The sequence below is a fragment of the Sphingobium subterraneum genome, assembly GCF_014199435.1.
Classification (GTDB): Bacteria; Pseudomonadota; Alphaproteobacteria; order Sphingomonadales; family Sphingomonadaceae; genus Sphingobium; species Sphingobium subterraneum.
In genome coordinates this window covers 762204-783173 of record NZ_JACIJP010000001.1, presented here as the reverse complement: position 1 = coordinate 783173, position 20970 = coordinate 762204, and the positions used below count along the sequence as shown (strand labels likewise).

The following is a 20970-nucleotide window of genomic DNA, read 5'->3' as shown; positions in this document are numbered from 1 at the left end:
TTTACCATAAGGTAAGACTGTTCAGCGATACTTGATGGGCTAGCACAGAAGGAATTCCGGGTGGCCAAATTCAAGGGCATCTTTTCAGGGAAGAATAAAGCTCCGGTCATCAAGGATCAGCATGCCAATGCTGCGCCGGATGGCGCGAGCGCGGTCTTAGGCGGAGACGTCGCATTGGTGGCGCAGGGCGCTGCCAATTATGGCGCAGCCAAGGTCATCAACCTTGATCCGGAAGACAAGGCAAAGCTCGGCATCAAATTCGCGCCGTTCAAGGTCGAAATCGTCGATATTGACGTTGTCCTGATCTTTCAGGACGGCAGCAAGATCATCATCCCCGGTATGGCTCTCGCCGCCTTTTCCGGCCGCAAGCCGCTGCTGGTCTTCGACGACAAGGAAATTTCCGCGGATCAGGCCGTCAGCACGGTGGGCGAGATCAAGGAACAGAATGTTCCGGTGAAACTGGCCTTGTCGTCGATGCCGTCGGATCAGGCGACGGACAGCAAGGATGTTGGTGAGAAGACGAACGGTCATGGAGCGATCCAGCCGACCGATGCCGCCGCCGCCCAAGCCCAGAACGCAGCGCAGCAGGAACAGCAGCACAAATCTGACAGCGAGGCCAAGGCGCTGATCGAGAAGATCAGCAATACGCCTCCCGCATCCTCCGCCCCGGCAGGCGTCATATCCGCCCGCGCGGTGGAGCCAAGTCCGGACGACGCCATCGGGCCGGCCGGTATCGGCAAGCTGGTGCCCAAGCTGGTCTTTACGCTCTACAACAAGGAGGGCGTCACTACCGGCACCGAAAACGGCCTGACCGTGGTCAAGGGCTCGACCGGCGGGCCGACGTCGTCGACGGACGCGAAATATGCCGCGCAGTCCGCCAAGGAAACCATCACAGGTACAGCGGCAGACGACATTATCTATGCGGACAATCCCGTGCAGGCACCGTCCGGTGCGACGCTGCGCACGCTGCATGTCGAGGCGATGGTGCCCGCCAAGGGGCTGACCTTGACATCGTTCCTGATCCCGTCGCTGCCCGACGGCTATGCGGTGCAGAATGGCACGCTGACCGACAAGGGCTGGCTGATCAATGTCGATCAGGGCAACATCGCCAAGGTTACGACAACGGTCGACCCGGCAACGGGCAAGACCATTACCTATCCGGCGAACCAGTCGCATTTCGTTTTCGACGTCCAGCTCATCTACACGCTGCCCGCCGAGGGCAAGGCGGCGGCGTCGAGCGGATTTCAGGACGAATTCTTCCTGCCGGTGCAACTGTCGCTGTCGTCTAACAACGGCGTCACCAGCACGAACAGCGTCGAGGTGTCGACCCATTTCGGCATCAAGATCGTCAACAGCGCCAGCGACATGGTCGTGACCGATCCGGTCAGCGGCGATCCGGTGTATGTGCTTTACTCTAACCCGCCGGGAAACATCGTCAACGCGGGCGACGGGAATGACCGGATTATCGCAGGCGCCGGCGAGGACCAGATCGACGGCGCGGCAGGGTTCGACACCGTCAGCTATGCGGCATCGAACGTGGCGGTCAACGCCAATCTGGGCACCGGTACAGGCACCGGCGGCTACGCGCGTGGCGACACCTATACCCGTGTCGAAGGCCTGATCGGATCGGCTTACAACGATACGCTGACGGGTGACGCGGGCGACAACCGCTTCGACGGCGGCGCGGGCGCGGACCGGATTGACGGCGGCGCGGGTACGGACACGGTCGATTACAGCAATGCCATTGCGGCCAACGCCCAAGGAACCACGGGTGTAGAGATTTTTCTCGACGGATCGGTCTCGCATGGTGGCCAGGCGGAGGGTGATCGGCTTACCAGCATCGAGCGTGTGATAGGATCGGGCCGGGACGACATATTGCACGGCGGCGGGGCCGACGAAACGCTGGAAGGCGGGGCGGGGAACGACCGGCTGACCGGGAGTGCGGGCGCCGATGTGCTGGACGGCGGGACCGGCACTGACACAGCCGACTATTCCACGTCAGTGCAAGGGGTTACAGCCTATCTTGACGGACGTGTGGGAACAGGCGGCGACGCCGACGGAGACGTTATCCGCAACGTCGAGAACCTGATCGGTTCCGCACACGATGATACGCTGGTCGGCGACGCAAAAGACAACATCATTCGCGGTGGCGCGGGCGCGGACCATATCGATGGCGGCGCGGGCAATGATACGATCGATTTCAGCGACAGCGGCGTCGGGGTCGAGGTGTTCCTCGACGGCCGGGTCAGCCATGGCGGCGACGCCGAAAGCGACACTTACGCCAATATCGAAACCGTGGTCGGATCGACCGGTGCCGATCATATCGTCGGTGACGCCGGGGCCAACACGTTACGCGGTGGGATCGGCGACGACATTCTGGAGGGCGGCGCGGGCGCCGACGTTCTGGACGGCGGCGACGGGATCGACATCGCGAGCTATGCGGGCGCGGCGAATGGCGTACGCGTGGCGATCGACGGATCGACGCTCGACGGCGGAGACCCGGTCGGCGACGTGTTCGTCAGCATCGAGGGCCTCGAAGGCTCGAAATTCGACGATACGCTAATCGGCGGATCGAAGGGCGACATCCTGCTCGGCAATGACGGCGACGATACGCTGATCGGCCTGGGCGGCGCGGACACGCTGGATGGCGGCGCGGGGTACGACACGGCGGACTACACCGCGTCCGTTGCTGGTGTGAACGTGCGGCTTGATGGCGGCATTTCGCAAGGCGGCGACGCGGAAAACGACACGCTGCGCAATATCGAGCGCGTGATCGGATCGGCCTATGACGACCGGCTGACCGGCGGCGCGGGCGACGACCGGCTCGAAGGTCGGGCGGGGGACGATATCCTCGCCGGTGGCGCGGGCGCGGACATCCTGCAGGGCGGCGAAGGCGCGGACACGGCGGATTACAGCGCGTCATCGGCGGGCGTGACCGTTGCGCTGGACGGCAGTGTCGGCGTGGGCGGCGACGCGCAGGGCGACCAGCTTTCCGGGATCGAGCGGCTCCTGGGTTCGGCGTTCAACGATCGCCTCACCGGCGACGCGGGTGACAATATTCTGGCGGGCGGCGCGGGCGACGATACCCTCGTCGGCGGCATCGGCGCGGACCAGTTGCAGGGGGGCGACGGCTTCGACACGGCGGACTATTCGGCGGCGCAGGGCGCGGTCACGGTCCGCATGGACGGCAATGCGTCGAGCGGCGATACGGCCGAAGGCGATCGCCTGTCCGGCATCGAAAAGGTGATCGGCAGCGCCTATGCGGATACGCTGATCGGTGACAGCGGCGACAATATGCTCGACGGCGGCGCGGGCGACGACACGTTGCGCGGCGGGCTGGGCGCGGATCAGCTGGTCGGCGGCGCGGGCAGCGATACGGCGGATTACAGCGATTCCACGATTGGCGTCACGGTCGATCTGGGCGCTGGCACGGGCAGCGGCGGAACGGCGCAGGGCGATACGTTCGCTGGCATCGAGAACCTGTCCGGATCGAACTATGACGACGTGCTGCGCGGAGACGCTGGGGGCAATCGCCTGTCTGGCGGGGCAGGTAACGACACGCTAGCGGGTGGCGCGGGCGCGGACATATTGGAAGGCGGCACGGGCTTCGACGTGGCCGACTATTCGGGATCGAGCACTGCTGTTCAGGTGGCGCTCGACGGCAGCGCAGGCAGTGGCGGTGACGCGCAGGGCGATACGCTGATCGACATCGAAGGCATGACCGGATCGGCGTTCGACGACATTTTGACCGGCAATGATAGCGCCAATCGTCTCTCCGGCGGTGCGGGCGACGATACGCTGCGCGGCGGGCAGGGGTCGGACGAGCTGATCGGCGGCGCGGGCTTCGACACGGCGGATTATTCGCTCTCGGCATCGGGCGTGATCGTCGCGAATGACGGATCGCTGGGTCTGGGCGGCGACGCGCAGGGCGACCGGCTGGCCGGGATCGAGCGCATCGTGGGATCGGGCTTCGACGACCGGCTTTCCGGGAGCGCAGGCGCGGATACGCTGGTCGGTGGTCTGGGCAATGACGTGTTGCAGGGCAAGGGCGGCGCGGATGCGCTGGACGGCGGCGCGGGTACCGATATTGCCGATTACAGCAATTCGACGGCGGGAATCGTCGCGGGTCTGGACGGTCGCGCCAATACGGGCGGCGACGCGGCGGGTGATACTTACACCGACATCGAAGGAATTGCGGGTTCGGCCTTTGCCGATACGCTTTACGGATCGGATCACGACGACATCCTGCGCGGGCAGGGCGGCAACGACACCATAGTTGGCTCGCTGGGCGCGGACGATATCGAGGGCGGCGCAGGATCGGATACGATTGATTACAGCGGATCGAACGCTGCGGTTGCGGTCAATCTGACGACCGGCGGGGCATCGGGCGGCTTTGCCGAGGGTGATACGCTGACCGGGATCGAGCAGGTCATCGGCACGGATTTTGACGACCAGCTGATCGGCGGCGAGAACGCCGACACGCTGATCGGCGGCGCGGGCAACGATACGCTCGCGGGCCGGGCGGGTGCAGACAATCTCGACGGTGGCGCGGGCACCGACACGGCGGATTATTCGGCGAGCGCCAACGGCATCACGCTGACGCTTGACGGCAGCGTCGGCATCGGCGGCGACGCGGCGGGCGACCATGTGCTCAATATCGAGCATATCCTGGGTTCGGAATATGGCGACGTCATCACCGGCGTGGGCGCGGACGAATTTCTCGAAGGCGGCGGCGGCGACGATTTGCTTACCGGCAATGGCGGCGATGACCGGCTGGTCGGCGGATCGGGGCAGGACCATCTGCTCGGCGGGGACGGAGCGGATCTGCTTCAGGGCGGCGAAGGCGATGACCTGATCGAGGGCGGCGCAGGCGCGGATGACATACAGGGCGGATCGGGCTTCGATACGGCGGATTACACCGGGTCGTCGGCGGCGATCACCATTGGCCTCGACGGGTCGGCGGGCATCGGCGGTGATGCGCAGGGCGATACGCTGAGCGGCATCGAGGCGATCGTCGGTTCGGCGTTCAACGACACGTTGCTGGGCGGCAATGCGGCCGACACGCTGTCGGGCGGCGCGGGCGACGACACCATCGCGGGCGGCGCGGGCGCGGACACTCTGAGCGGCGGCAGCGGCAACGACATGATCGACGGCGGTGCCGGTGGCGACCTGATCGACGGCGGCGATGGGCGCGATACGGTCGACTATAGCGCATCGGCTTCGGGCGTGACGGTTTCGCTCGACGGATCGGTGGGGCTGGGCGGCTATGCGACCGGCGACACGCTGATTTCCATCGAGCGCGTGATCGGTACCGGCGCAGCGGATATCATCATCGGCGCGGCGGCGGACGAGGATCTGATCGGCGGCGGTGGCGACGATGTGTTGCAGGGCCGGGGCGGCGCGGATCTTTTGGATGGCGGCGCGGGCACCGATACGGCGGATTATTCCGCCTCGGCGCAGGGCGTCACGGTCGACTTGCTGACCGGCACCGGCACGGGCGGCGATGCGCAGGGCGACACGTTGGTGTCGATCGAGCGGCTGGTCGGTTCGTCGGGGGCGGACGTGCTGCGTGGCGCAGCGACTGATGACGAGATTGACGGCGGTGCGGGCGACGATTTGCTCGTCGGGCGTGACGGTCAGGATCATCTGGTAGGCGGCGCGGGCAACGATACGCTCGACGGCGGCGCGGGCGCGGACCTTCTGGAAGGCGGCGCGGGTTTCGACACGGTCGATTATTCCAGCTCGACCGTGGCGATCTCGGCGGGCCTTGATGGCAGCACCGGCACCGGCGGCGATGCGCAGGGCGACGTGCTGACCGGCATCGAACGGCTGGTCGGTTCCGACTTCAACGACGTGCTGACCGGCGGTGTGCAGAGCGACGTGCTGGAAGGCGGCGCGGGCGATGACAATATCTCCGGCGGCGCGGGCAACGACACGCTGCGCGGTGGGGTGGGCAATGATTTCCTCGCTGGCGGTGCCGGTGCGGACGTGCTCGACGGCGGCGCGGGAATCGATACGGTCGATTATTCCGGATCGATTGCGGCGGTGACGATCAACCTCGACGGCACGGCGAGCTTCGGCGGTGACGCGACGGGCGACCAGCTCGTTAACATCGAGAACCTGACCGGATCGAGCTTTGACGACGTATTGACCGGCAGCACGGCCGACGAAAACATCAAGGGCGGCGCGGGCGACGACATCATCCGCGGCGGCGCGGGCGTGGACATCCTCGAAGGCGGCAGCGGCGACGACCTGTTGATGGGCGGCGCGGGCGCGGACCAGCTGATCGGCGGCAGCGGGAGCGATACGGCAAGCTATGCCGACGCGACCGCGGGCGTAGCGGTCTCGCTCGACGGCAGCACCGGCACGGTCGGCGATGCGCTGGGTGATACGCTGATCGGCATCGAGAAGCTCGAAGGCTCCGCCTATGCGGACGTGCTGGGCGGCGGTGTCGGCACGGAGACGATTACCGGTGGCGCGGGCGACGATCGTCTGCTCGGCAGCCAGGGTGCGGATGTGCTCGACGGCGGCACCGGTTTCGACATGGTGGATTACACCGCGTCGGCGGGCGCGGTCACGGTCCATCTCGACGGGTCGACGGGAACCGGCGGGGACGCAGCGGGTGACCAGTATATCAGCATCGAAGGCGTGATCGGTTCGACCCTCGACGATACGCTCGGTGGCGGCACGGCGGCTGATCGGCTCGACGGCGGCGCGGGCAACGACACGATTACCGGCGGGGGCGGCGACGACACGCTGCTCGGTGGCGCGGGCAACGACCTGCTCGACGGCGGGGCAGGCGCGGACCTGCTCGACGGCGGCACAGGCGTCGATACGGTCGACTATTCCAGCTCGACATCGGGCGTGCATGTGTCGGTCGATGGATCGAGTTCGACCGGCGGCGCGGCGGAGGGCGACCAGCTCCTCAATGTCGAGAATCTGATCGGTTCGAGCTATGACGACGTGCTGCTCGGCACGGGCGCGGCCGATACGCTGACGGGTGGCGCGGGCAATGACGTGCTCGGCGGGCGCGGCGGGGCCGATACCCTGTTGGGTGGGACGGGCTTCGACACAGCGGATTATTCCGACGCGGGATCGGCCATCGCCGTTTCGCTGGCGACCGGCACCGGCAGCCTGGGCGATGCGACGGGCGACACGCTCGATTCGATCGAGCGGATCGTCGGTTCGGCCTATGACGACACGATCACGGGGTCTTCGGCGGTCGATGTGCTTGAGGGCGGCGCGGGCAACGATACGCTGCGCGGCGGTGGCGGGGACGATTCGATCCTCGGCGGCGCGGGCGATGACACGATCGACGGCGGCACCGGCGCGGACAGTATCGACGGCGGGGCAGGCAGCGACACGATTGATTATTCCGCATCCGGCGTGAGCGTGCAGGTCAACCTCAACGGCACGGCGAGCTTCGGCGGCTTGGCGGAAGGCGACCTGCTGACCAGCATCGAACAGGTGCAGGGCTCGGCCTTCGACGACATCATTAACGGCAGCGGCGCGAACGAGCAGCTGCGCGGTGGCGCGGGGGATGATATCCTGCGCGGCGCGGGTGGCGCCGACGTGCTCGACGGCGGCGCGGGTACGGACATCGCGGATTATTCGCAGGCGTCGGCGGGCGTCACGCTCAACATGACCACGGGCGGCACGGGCGGCGACGCGGCGGGCGACAGCTTCGTCAGCATCGAAATCGTGCAGGGTTCGGATTTTGCGGACTCGATCACCGGCACAGCGGGCGCGGATGAACTGCGCGGCCGGGCGGGCGATGATTTCCTCGACGGTGGCGCGGGTGTCGATACGCTCGACGGCGGCAGCGGCGATGATGTGCTGCGCGGCGGCGCGGGCGCGGATGTCCTTTTGGGCGGCGCGGGCTTCGACACGGCCGACTATGCGACATCGGCCAGCGCGATATCGATCAACCTCGACGGTTCGCTGTCGGCGGGCGGCGACGCGCAGGGCGACACGCTGACCTCGATCGAGAGCGTCGTGGGTTCGGCCTTCGACGACAGCATCATCGGCACGGCGCAGAACGAAACGCTCGACGGCGGCGCGGGCAACGACACGCTGCGCGGCAATGGCGGGTCCGACACGCTGATCGGCGGCACGGGCGACGACCTGCTGCTGGGCGGCGCGGGTGCCGACGTATTACAGGGTGGCACCGGCTTCGACACCGCGAGCTATGCGGAATCGGTGGCGGGCGTCAACGTGCGCCTCGACGGCGGCCCGAGCACCGGCGGCGATGCGGAAGGCGATACGCTGACCGGTATCGAAGGCATCATCGGGTCGGGTCAGGCCGATACCATCACTGGCGGTACGGCCAACGATGTCCTCGACGGCGGGGCGGGCGACGACCTTATCTCCGGCGGCGCGGGCAATGATCAACTGATCGGCGGCAGCGGTGACGATGTGCTGGTCGGCGGCGCGGGCGCGGATGCTCTCGACGGCGGCACAGGCAACGATAGCGCGAGCTATGCGGGCGCGAGTGCCGGTGTGTCGGTCGACCTGTCGGGCGCGGCCGGGACGGGCGGCGAGGCGCTGGGCGATACGCTGACCAGCATCGAAAACCTGATCGGCTCGGGCTATGCCGATACGCTGGGCGGCGGCGCGGGCGCGGAAACGATCCTCGGCGGCACGGGTGACGACACGCTGCTCGGAAGTGCGGGCGCGGACACGCTCGACGGCGAGAGCGGGACCGATACGGTAAGCTACGCGGCATCCGGGACAGGCGTTACCGCCTATCTCGATGGGACGGCGGGCAGCGGCGGTGATGCGGCGGGCGACCAACTGCTGAATATCGAGCGGCTGATCGGTTCGACTCACGGCGATACTCTCAACGGCAGCGGCGCGGCCGACAGCATCGACGGCGGTGCGGGCAATGACCTGATCTCGGGTTTCGGCGGCAACGACACGCTGGCGGGCGGCGCGGGTGACGACACCATATTGGGCGGCGACGGCGCGGACGCGATCGACGGCGGCACGGGCATCGACACCGCAAGCTATGCGGACAGCAGCAGCGCCGTCACCATTGGTCTCGATGGCAGCACCGGATCGGGCGGCACGGCGCAGGGCGACGTGCTGACGAACGTAGAGCGCATCCTCGGGTCGTCCTATGACGACACGCTGATCGGCGGCACGGGCGCGGACACGCTGTCGGGCGGCGACGGCAACGACACGCTGCGCGGCGGCGCGGGCGCGGACGTGCTGGTCGGCGGCAATGATTTCGATACCGCGGACTACTCCACATCGGCGAGCGCGGTGACCGTGGGCCTTGATGGCTCGGCGGGCGTCGGCGGTGATGCTGCGGGCGACACGCTTTCGCAGATCGAGCGGATCGTTGGATCGGGCTTCGGCGATACGCTGTCGGGCGGCACCGGCAACGAGACGCTGGACGGCGGCGCGGGCGACGATGTGCTCAAGGGCAGCGTTGGCAGTGACACGCTGATCGGCGGCACCGGCATCGATACGGCGGACTATTCGGCTTCGTCGGCGGGCGTCGCCGTTGCGCTCGACGGCAGCTTTGGATCGAGCGGTGACGCATCGGGCGACACGCTTTCGCAGATCGAGCGGATCGTGGGATCGGCCTTTGCCGACACGCTCGGCGGATCGACCGGCAATGATACGCTGGATGGCGGTGCGGGGAACGACACGCTGACCGGCGGCGCGGGCAATGACACGCTGATCGGCGGCAGCGGCGATGACCTGCTGATCGGCGGTTCGGGTGCCGATGCGATCGACGGCGGCACAGGCATCGACACGGTGACCTACGCTGCGGCGGGCGCTGCAGTCACCATCAACCTCACGACCGGCACCGGTACGGGCAGCGATGCACAGGGTGACACGTTCACGGGCGTCGAGCATGTCATCGGATCGGACTTCAACGATAGCCTGACCGGCAGCGCTGCCGACGAAATCCTCGAAGGCGGGCTGGGCGACGATACGCTCAGCGGCGGCGCGGGCGCGGATAGCCTGATCGGCGGCGCGGGCGACGATACGTTGACCGGTGGCGCAGGCGCGGACGATCTCGACGGCGGGGCAGGTTTCGATACGGCGGACTATTCCGCATCGGGCGCGGCCATTCAGGTCACACTCGACGGGTCGAGCGCATCGGGCGGCGATGCGCAGGGTGACACGCTGACGCGGATCGAGCGGGTGATCGGATCGGGTTTTGACGATTTCATCACGGGCGGATCGGCGGGCGAAACGCTGGAAGGCGGCGCGGGCGCCGACACGCTTTCGGGCGGCGGTGGCGGCGACACATTGCTCGGCGGTACGGGCAACGACACGCTGCGCGGCGGCGCGGGCGCGGATGTGCTCGACGGCGGATCGGGCACCGACACGGCCGACTACAGCGCGTCCGATGCGGGCGTCACCGTCACGCTGGACGGGTCGACCGGCATCGGCGGCGATGCGCAGGGCGACAGCTATATCAGCATCGAGCGCGTGGTGGGTTCAGGCGACGCGGACGTCCTGACCGGCGGTACGGGCAACGACATTCTGGTTGGCGGCGGCGGTGGCGACACCCTGTCGGGCGGCGCGGGCGCTGACAATCTTTCGGGCGGATCGGGCGACGATTTCCTGACCGGTGGTGCGGGCGCTGACGTGCTCGACGGCGGTACGGGTATCGACACGATCAGCTATGCGACATCCTCGGCGGGCGTCACGGCTTCGCTGGGTGGAACGGCCGGTGTCGGCGGGGACGCGCAGGGCGACGTCATCAGCAACGCCGAAATCCTCGAAGGGTCGGCTTTTGCCGATACGCTGTCGGGGCGGGTCGGCGCGGATACGCTGCTCGGCGGTGGCGGCAACGACACCTTGATGGGCAGCAGCGGCGCGGACGATCTGGACGGTGGCGCGGGGACCGATACGGCCGATTATTCGGCATCGGTCGCGGGCGTCACGGTCAATCTCGATGGGTCGATCTCGCTGGGCGGAGACGCGGCGGGTGACACGCTGACCAATATTGAGCGGGTGGTCGGATCGCTGACCAGCGACACGCTCAACGGTTCGGACAGCGCCGATACGCTGGAGGGCAATGCGGGCGACGATACGCTTTCGGGTGGGCTGGGCGACGATACGCTTCTGGGTGGAACCGGCAATGATACGCTGATCGGTGGCGGCGGGGCGGATAGCCTCGACGGCGGCAGCGGCACCGACACGGTGAGCTATGCGACGTCGGCGAGCGCCGTCAACGCGGGGCTGGACGGCGGGGCGCAGACCGGCGGTGACGCCGCGGGCGATACCATTACCAATGTCGAGCGGCTGGTGGGTTCGGCCTTTGCCGATACGCTGCGCGGCGGAGCGGCGGCCGAAACGATCGTTGGTGGTGACGGCGATGACACGATCCTGGGATCGGCGGGCGCGGACGTGCTCGACGGTGGGCTTGGCACGGACACAGTCGATTATTCGGCATCGGGTGCGGGCGTGACCATCGGTCTGGGTGGCGCGGCGGGCGTCGGTGGCGATGCGGCGGGCGATCAGCTGACGGGCATCGAGCGCATCGTCGGATCGGGCTTTGCCGATACGCTGACGGGCGGCACGGGCAACGATATTCTGGTCGGCGGCGCGGGCGACGACAGCATTGATGGCGGTTTCGGCAGCGATACGCTGCAGGGCGGCAGCGGCAATGATACGCTCGTCGGCGGCGCGGGGTCCGACATCATCGACGGTGGCAGCGGTACCGATACGGCGGATTACAGCACATCGGTCGCGGCGGTGATCGTCAACCTCAACGGTTTGGCGAGCAGCGGCGGCGATGCCGACGGCGACATGCTGTCCAACGTCGAGCGCGTGCTGGGTTCGGCGCAGGCGGACATCCTGACCGGCGGCGCGGCGGACGAGCAGCTCTACGGCAATGCGGGCGACGATACGCTGATCGGCGGCGGCGGCGCGGATATGCTGGTCGGCGGCGCGGGCACGGATACGGCGGACTATTCCGGCGCGACCGGGGCGGTCACGATTTCGCTCGACGGGACAGCGGGTTCCGGTGCGGAAGCGGCGGGCGACACGCTCAGCACCATCGAGCGGCTGATCGGTTCGACCTTCGACGATACGCTCTCCGGATCGACCGGCGACGACACGATCATCGGCGGCGCGGGGGCGGACACGATCTCCGGCGCGGCGGGCGATGATACGCTGCAGGGCGGCGCCGGTGACGACACACTGATCGGCGGCGCGGGCGCGGACCTGTTCGACGGCGGTACCGGATTCGACACGGCAAGCTATGCGGGCGCGCTTCAGGCGGTCACCGTCTATATGGACGGCACGACCGGCAGCCGAGGCGATGCGGCGGGCGACATCCTGACCAATATCGAGCAACTGGTCGGTTCAGCTTATGACGACAGGCTGTTCGGCGGCAATGGCGCGGAAACCATCCATGGTGGTCTCGGCATCGACCTGATCCAGGGCGGTGGCGGCGACGATGCGCTTTATGGCGACGATGGCGACGATACGCTGATCGGCGGCGGTGGATCGGACATCCTCGACGGCGGCGCGGGCACCGATATTGCGAGCTATGCGACATCGCTGAGCGGCGTGACGATCCACATGGACGGCACAGCATCGGTCGGTGGTGACGCCGATGGCGACATTCTGACGTCCATCGAAACCGTGGTCGGATCGAGCCTTGCCGACGTCATCTACGGATCGTCGAGCGGCGATACCATGGATGGCAGCGCGGGCGACGATATCCTCTACTCCAGTGGTGGTGCGGATGTCCTGATCGGCGGGGCCGGGTTTGATATCGCGGATTATTCGAACAACAACGTGTCCGTCACCGTCTATATGGACGGCACGGTATCGAGCGGCGGCTATGCGGCGGGCGACACCCTCTCCGGCATCGAAGAGGTGATCGGCACCGCTCAGGGCGACGTGATCAGCGGTTCGGCCAACGCCGACACGATTCTGGGCGGCGCGGGCGACGACATGATCTCCGGCGCGGCGGGCAATGACACCTTGTCGGGCGGGTCGGGCGACGACACGCTGGTCGGCGGGCTGGGCAGCGATGCGCTGGACGGCGGCACCGGCTTTGACACGGCGGATTATTCGGCGGCGGCAACCGGCATCGACGTGCGGATGGATGGCGTCGGCAGCTCCGGCGGCGAAGCCTTGGGCGATGTGCTGACGTCGATCGAGCGGGTGGTCGGATCGGCTTTCGCCGACACCATCTCCGGCTCACTTGCCGCAGACACGATCGAGGGCGGCGCGGGCAACGACAGCATCAGCGGCGGTGCGGGTGACGATGCGCTCTACGGCGATGCGGGCGACGACACGATCGCGAGTGGCCTGGGTGCCGATACGATCGACGGCGGCACGGGCACTGACACGGCGGACTATTCGGCTTCGAGCGTCGGCGTCACCGCCTATCTCGATGGAACGTCGGGCGTCGGCGGCGACGCGGCGGGCGATGTCCTCTCCAACATCGAAACGCTCAAGGGTTCGGCCTTTGCGGATACGCTGATCGGCAGCGGCGGGAACGACACGCTGCTCGGCCAGTCGGGCGATGACATCCTGATTGGCGGCGCGGGTGCAGACACGCTGACGGGCGGCGAAGGCTTCGACACGGCGGACTATTCCGGCTCGGGGAGCGCAGTCGCCGTCAACCTCGCCACCGGCCTCGGCAGCGCAGGCGACGCGGCGGGCGATGTCCTTGCGACCATCGAGCAGGTCATCGGGTCGAGCTTTGCCGATACTCTGATCGGTTCGGCCAACAGCGACACGCTCTCGGGCGGCGCGGGGGACGACAGCCTCGACGGCGGGGCAGGGTCCGACACGCTGCTGGGCGGCGATGGCAACGACACGCTGGTCGGTGGTGCAGGCTCTGATATCCTCGACGGTGGCACGGGTTTCGACACCGCCGACTATTCGGCTTCGACGGCCGCCGTGACCGTCTATACCAATGGCATCGACACCGGCGCGGGCGGCACGGCGACGGGCGACACGCTGACCAATATCGAGCGCGTGCTCGGCTCGGCCTTCGGCGATACGCTGGTCGGCAGCGCGGCGGATGAAACGCTGGTCGGTAACGACGGCAACGACGTGATCGAGGGCGGCGCGGGCGCCGACATCATCAGCGGCGGCGTCGGTTTCGACACGGCGTCCTATGAGCATGCGACGGCGGCGGTCAGCGTCAGCCTCGCGACCAACACCGGTACGGCGGGCGACGCCAATGGCGACACGCTGACCAGCATCGAGCGGCTGCTCGGATCGGATTATAACGACACGCTGGCGGGCGGATCCGGCGCGGAAACGCTGGATGGCGGCGCGGGCGACGACATGCTGATCGCGAGCGCGGGTGCGGATACGCTGACCGGCGGAGCGGGCTTCGACACGGCCGATTATTCGGCGGCGGCGAGCGGCGTCACGGTCAACCTCGATGGATCGTCGAGCAGTGGCGACATTGCGGCGGGCGACCGGCTGACCGGCGTGGAATCCGTTATCGGTTCGGATTTCGCAGACACGATCACCGGCACTTTCTCCGACGATACGCTGTCGGGCGGCGCAGGGGACGATAATCTTTCGGGCGGCACGGGCAGCGATATCCTGCTGGGTGGGACCGGCGACGATACGCTCAACGGCGGCGGCGGCGCGGACCAGATGGACGGCGGCGCGGGCACCGACACGGTGAGCTACACCACGTCGAGCGCGGGCGTGACCATCGACCTTGGGCTCGGCACGGCGAGCGGCGGCGACGCGACCGGCGATACCTTCGTCAACGTCGAGCACTTCGTCGGATCGCGCCTCACCGACACGCTGATCGGCGGATCGGGCAACGACTATCTGGACGGTTTCGACGGGGACGACACCGTGCGCGGCGGCGCGGGCGACGACACGCTGTTCGGCGGCATCGGCGATGACCTTCTCGTTGGCGGGGCGGGTGCGGATGCGCTCGACGGCGGCGCGGGCAGCGACACGGCGGACTATTCCGCATCGGCGAGCGCGGTCACGATCCGCACCGGCGGCACGTCGAGCGGCGGCGACGCGGCGGGCGATACGATGACCGGGATCGAGAAGATCATCGGCTCCGCCTTTGCCGACCGGTTCGAGGGCAATGCCAGCGACGAGGACTTCACCGGCGGTGCGGGCGACGACACCTTCGTGTCCAGTGGCGGCGCGGACGTTTTCCGCGGCGACGCGGGCGTGGACGTGGCCGATTATTCGGCTTCCGCGTCGAGCAACATGAAGATCTACATGGACGGCAGCTTCGGCACCGGCGGCGATGCCGCGGGCGACCGGATGTTCAACATCGAAACCGTCATCGGATCGGCTCAGGGTGATGACATCACGGCATCGTCGACGGGATCGACGATCCAGGCGGGCGCGGGGAACGACACGCTGCGCGGCGGGATCGGCAACGACATCCTTGACGGCGGCACCGGCGACGACGTGATTTCCAGCGATCTGGGCGCGGACCAGATCATCGGCGGCAGCGGCATCGACACCGCAGATTACAAGAACAGCGACGCGGCGGTGACCATCGCCAACGACGGCACGGCCGGATCGGGTGGATGGGCGCTGGGCGACACACTCTCGGGCATCGAGAAGATCGAAGGCTCGCTCAATTATGGCGACACGCTGCGCGGCAGCACCGCGATCGCGACGATCCTGTGGGGCTGGGGCGGCAACGATACGTTCGTCAGCTACACTCAGGCCGACAGCATCGACGGTGGCACTGGCACCGACACGATCGACTATAGCGGATCGAGCGCGGGCGTGACTGTGCGCCTCGACGGCACGGCGTCCTCGGGCGGCGATGCGGCGGGCGACACGATCATCAACGTAGAGCATGTGATCGGATCGGGCTTTGCCGACACGATCATCGGCACCGGCGTCAACGAAACGCTGGAAGGCGGCATCGGCGACGATGTGCTGGTCGGCGGATCGGGCGCGGACACGCTGGACGGCGGCGCGGGCTTCGACACCGCGGACTATTCGTCCTCCGGCGGTATCTCGGTGCGCATGGATGGCCTTGCGGGAACGGCAGGCGATGCCAATGGCGATATCCTGATCAGCATCGAAAAGGTCATCGGTTCCTCGCTCGCCGATATCATCATCGGCTCGGCCAATGCCGATACCATCATGGGCGGCAGCGGCGACGATGTGATCAGCCCCGGCCTGGGTGCGGACACGATCGACGGTGGCGCGGGTACGGACACGGTTGACTACAGCAGCTCGGCGAGCGGGATCACGCTCAACCTCACCAATGCGGCGCTCTCGACCGGGCAGGCGCAGGGCGACACCTTCACCAATGTCGAGGTCTACACGCTCACCGGGCTGGCGGACAATTTCGTCGGATCGGCGGGTGCGGAAACGGTCGTCGGCGGGGCGGGGGACGATACCCTCAATGCCGGTGCGGGCGACGACAATCTTCAGGGCGGCACCGGTAACGACACGCTGATCGGCGGCGCGGGCATGGATGTGATCGACGGCGGCGCCGGTACCGACGTGGTCGACTACAGCGCGAGCGCGGCGGGGATCTCGATCAACCTTGGCACCGGCACGGGCAACACCGGCGGCGATGCGGACGGCGACGTGTTCGTCGTCAACAGCATCGAGAACGCGATCGGTTCGGCCTTCGCCGACGTCATGGTCGGTTCGACCGCGGCGAACGTGCTCACCGGCGGCGCGGGCGACGACGAGCTGCAGGGCGGCGCGGGTGCGGACAGGCTGGATGGCGGCACGGGCAGCGATACCGCGAGCTATTCGGCATCGCTTCTGGGCGTCACGGTTTCGCTGGCGACCGGCACCGGCACGACCGGCGATGCCACGGGCGACACGCTCATCAGCATCGAGAACCTGACCGGGTCGATCAACGCGGACAGCCTGACGGGCGATGCCAACGCCAACGTCATTCACGGCGGCGCGGGTGGCGACACGATCCTGGGTGGTGGCGGCATCGACACCCTCTACGGTGAGGACGGCGACGATACGATCGAAGGCGGCGCCGGCGCGGACGTCATGGATGGCGGGCAGGGCCTCAACACCCTGAGCTATAACGCGGCGGGGGCGGCGGTCACTGTCTCCCTGGCGACCGGCACCGGCACGGTCGGCGATGCCAATGGCGACAGCTTCGTCAACTTCATCAACCTGACCGGTTCGGGCTTCAATGACACGCTGACCGGCGACGCAAACGCCAACGTCATCATCGGCGGCGCGGGCGACGACATCATCGACGGTGGCGCGGGCGTGGACACCCTGTGGGGTGGCCTGGGCAACGACACGCTGCTCGGCGGCGCGGGTGCGGACGTGTATCAGGGCGACGGCGGCACGGACACGGTCGATTATTCGCTGTCGGCGTCCGGCGTGCAGGCGAACTTCAACAGCAATACGGGCGTGGGCGGCGATGCGCAGGGCGACACCTATTTCAACATGGAGAACATCACCGGATCGGCATCCGGCGATACGCTGACCGGCAACGCGAGCGCAAACGTCCTCAATGGCGGCGACGGAAACGATAACCTGTCCGGCCTCGGCGGCAATGATACGATCAACGGCGGCAACGGCGACGATATCATCGCGGGCGGCGCGGGTGCGGATGCGATCGACGGTGGTACGGGCACCAACACGCTGTTCTTCGGCACGAACTTCGGTAACCTTGGCAGCGTGTCGGCCACGGCGGGCGTCACCATCAACCTGGACGGCACGACGCTGGGCATCGGCTGGGATGCGGCGGGCGACACGTACAAGAACATCCAGAACGTGTACCTCACCAATCTGGCCGACACCGCGACAGGTACGAACGCCGATGAGTGGTTCCGGGGTCTGGGCGGCGCGGATACGATCAACGGCGGCGGCGGCACCGACACCGCATCCTATTATGGCAGCGGTCAGGTCTCGATCGGTCTCGACGGCACGGCGGGTACGCTCAACGAAGCGGCGGGCGACCGGTTGACCAACATCGAAATCCTGCAGGGGTCGCAGTTTGACGACGTGCTCTGGGGCAATACCGGCGCGAATACGATCTACGGCATGGACGGCGCGGACACGATCCGGGGCGATCTGGGGGCGGACGTGATCGACGGCGGCATCGGCATCGACACTGTCGATTATACCAATTCGAGTGCGGCCGTGACCGTCAATCTGGCGACGGGTGCCGGGTCCGGCGGCGATGCGGCGGGCGACACCTACACCAGCATCGAAAATGTCACGGGCAGCGCGAACGCCGATTTCATCTACGGCGACGCGGGCAACAACGTGCTGAACGGCGGTGCGGGCAATGATTTCATCCGGGGTGGCGCGGGATCGGATACGATCAACGGCGGCGCGGGTACGGATACGGCGGATTATTCGGACTCGACCGCAGGCGTGACGCTCTATCTCGACGGAACGCTCTCCACTGGCGGTTACGCGCAGGGCGACATCCTGCTGTCGATCGAAACGGCGCAGGGTTCGGCCTTTGCCGACACCATCGTGGGTTCGAACGCGGATGAAACGCTGAACGGCAATGACGGCGATGACATCATCACCGGCGGCGCGGGCAACGACGCCATCAACGGCGGGCTGGGTGACGACACGATCAACGGCGGATCGGGCGCAGACACGATCGACGGCGGCGCGGGCACGGACTCGGTGAGCTATGCGACCTCAAGCGCGGGCATCACCATATATATGGACGGCGTGACGGTTGGTGTGGGTGGCGAAGCGACCGGCGACCGGATTTCCAATGTCGAGACGCTGACGGGATCGGGCTTTGATGACGTCATCTATGGCACGGCCGGAACGCAGACGCTGTTCGGCGGCGCGGGCAATGATATCCTCATCGGCGGCGCGGGCGCGGACAATCTCGACGGTGGAACGGGGACGGACAGCGTATCCTATGTGACCGCCGGTTCGGGCATTACGGCAAGCTTCGCGAGCGGATCGCTGGTCGTGACGGGCAGCGATGCCACGGGCGATGTGTTCACGTCGATCGAAGGTGTGATCGGTACGAACTTCGCGGACTCGCTAACCGGTGGCACGAGCGCGGAAACGCTCGACGGCGGGGCGGGCAACGACACGATTTACGGCAGCCTGGGTTCCGATACCCTGACGGGCGGTTCGGGAACGGACACAATCGACTATTCGGCTTCAGCCTCGGGTGTGACGATCAACCTCAGCGGCGCGGCCGGTGTCGGGGGCGATGCGGCAGGCGATATTCTCAACGGCTTTGAAATTGCCGTCGGAAGTGCCTTTGCCGATACACTCAACGGCACGGCGGCGGACGAAACGCTGAACGGCGGCGGCGGCAATGATCTGTTGACGGGCGGCGGCGGCGCGGACGCGCTCGACGGTGGCGCGGGCGTCGATACGGCGAACTATGCCGCGTCGACCTCGGCGGTTACAGTGTCACTTGCAAGCGGAACGGGTGCAGGCGGCGACGCGCAGGGCGATGCGCTCGCCAACATCGAAAATCTCATCGGTTCGGCGCTCGGCGATACGCTGACGGGCGATGGCAACGCCAACTCGCTCGATGGCGGATCGGGCAACGATATCCTGATCGGCGGGGCGGGTGGTGACACGCTGATCGGCGGCCTTGGCACCGATACGGCGAGCTATGCCAATGCGCTGGCGGCTGTGGTGGCGAACCTCGCGAACACGGCGGTCAACACCGGCGATGCATCGGGCGACAGCTATAGCGGCATCGAAAACCTGACCGGATCGGGCTTCGACGACACTCTGACCGGCGACGGCAGCGCAAACGCCATCGATGGCGGTTCGGGCGATGACATAATCGTGGGCGGCGCGGGTGCGGACGCGATCTCGGGTGGAGCGGGCAACGACACCGCCGACTATTCGAGTGCGGGCGGCGCAGTGACGGTCTATATGAACGGCACGGCGGGATCGGGCAGCGATGCGCAGGGCGACACGCTGTCGAGCATTGAAGTGCTGATCGGTTCGGCGTTCGGCGACAGCCTGTTCGGAGACAGCGGTGCGAACACGCTGAACGGCGGCGATGGCAACGACATCCTGACCGGCGGGCTGGGTGCGGACCAGCTCATCGGCGGCAATGGATCCGACACGGCGAGCTATGCGGCGGCGGTGTCTGCGGTGACGGCGAACCTGTCCAACAGCCTGCTCAACACCGGCGAGGCATCGGGCGACAGCTACAACAGCATCGAGAATCTGACCGGGTCAAATGGCAATGACACGCTGAACGGCGACGGCAACGCCAACATCCTCGATGGCGGATCGGGCAACGACACGCTCATCGGCGGGGCGGGCGGTGACACGCTGATCGGCGGCATCGGCACCGATACGGCGAGCTATTCCACCGCCGGATCGGGTGTGGTGGCAAGCCTGGCCAATGCCGGTTCCAATACCGGCGACGCGGCAGGCGACAGCTACAGCGGCATCGAGAACCTGACCGGATCGGGGTCAGCCGATACGCTGACGGGCGACGGCAACGCGAACGTGCTGGACGGCGGCGCCGGTAACGACACGCTCATCGGCGGGGCAGGGAGCGATACCTTGACCGGCGGCAGCGGCACGGACACAGCGGATTATTCCGGCTCGGCGCTCGGCGTGACGTTGAACCTCACCAGCACGACGGGCACCGGCTCGACCGGCGACGCGGCGGGAGATACCCTGTCCGGCATCGAACAAATCCTCGGCAGCACGCACAATGACAGCTTTACGCTCGACCTAGCGGGTGGCTGGCATATCGATGGCGGGGCCGGGACGGACACGGTCACAATGGCGAACGGCAGTGGGACGGTGACCGCAGGCAGCCTCTTGGGCGTGTTGACGAACAACGAGCAGATCAACTTTAACGGCACCGGTGTGGCAGCCGATCTGACCGTCGATTCCAGCTTCATCCAGTCGATCGTCGGCGCGGGCAACGCGTCGCATCTGACCGTGGACTTCGATGGCAATGACAGCCTGACGGTCGCTGCGGGATCGCATGTCACGCAGGTCGGGGGTGAGTACACCTTCTATTCGGACAGCTCGATGACGACCGAGGTGGCGAAGCTTAGCGTGATCTGATGC

The 20970-nt window shown here is 67.1% G+C and carries 1 protein-coding gene; it reads left to right on the top strand.

The window, feature by feature from the left end; all coding sequences use genetic code 11:
* Window positions 1-60 precede the first annotated feature (60 nt).
* On the top strand, window positions 61-20967 hold the full coding sequence (locus tag FHS92_RS18510) for a hypothetical protein (RefSeq protein WP_343056643.1): 20907 nt from the start codon (window positions 61-63) through the stop codon (window positions 20965-20967).
* Window positions 20968-20970: the final 3 nt, after the last annotated feature.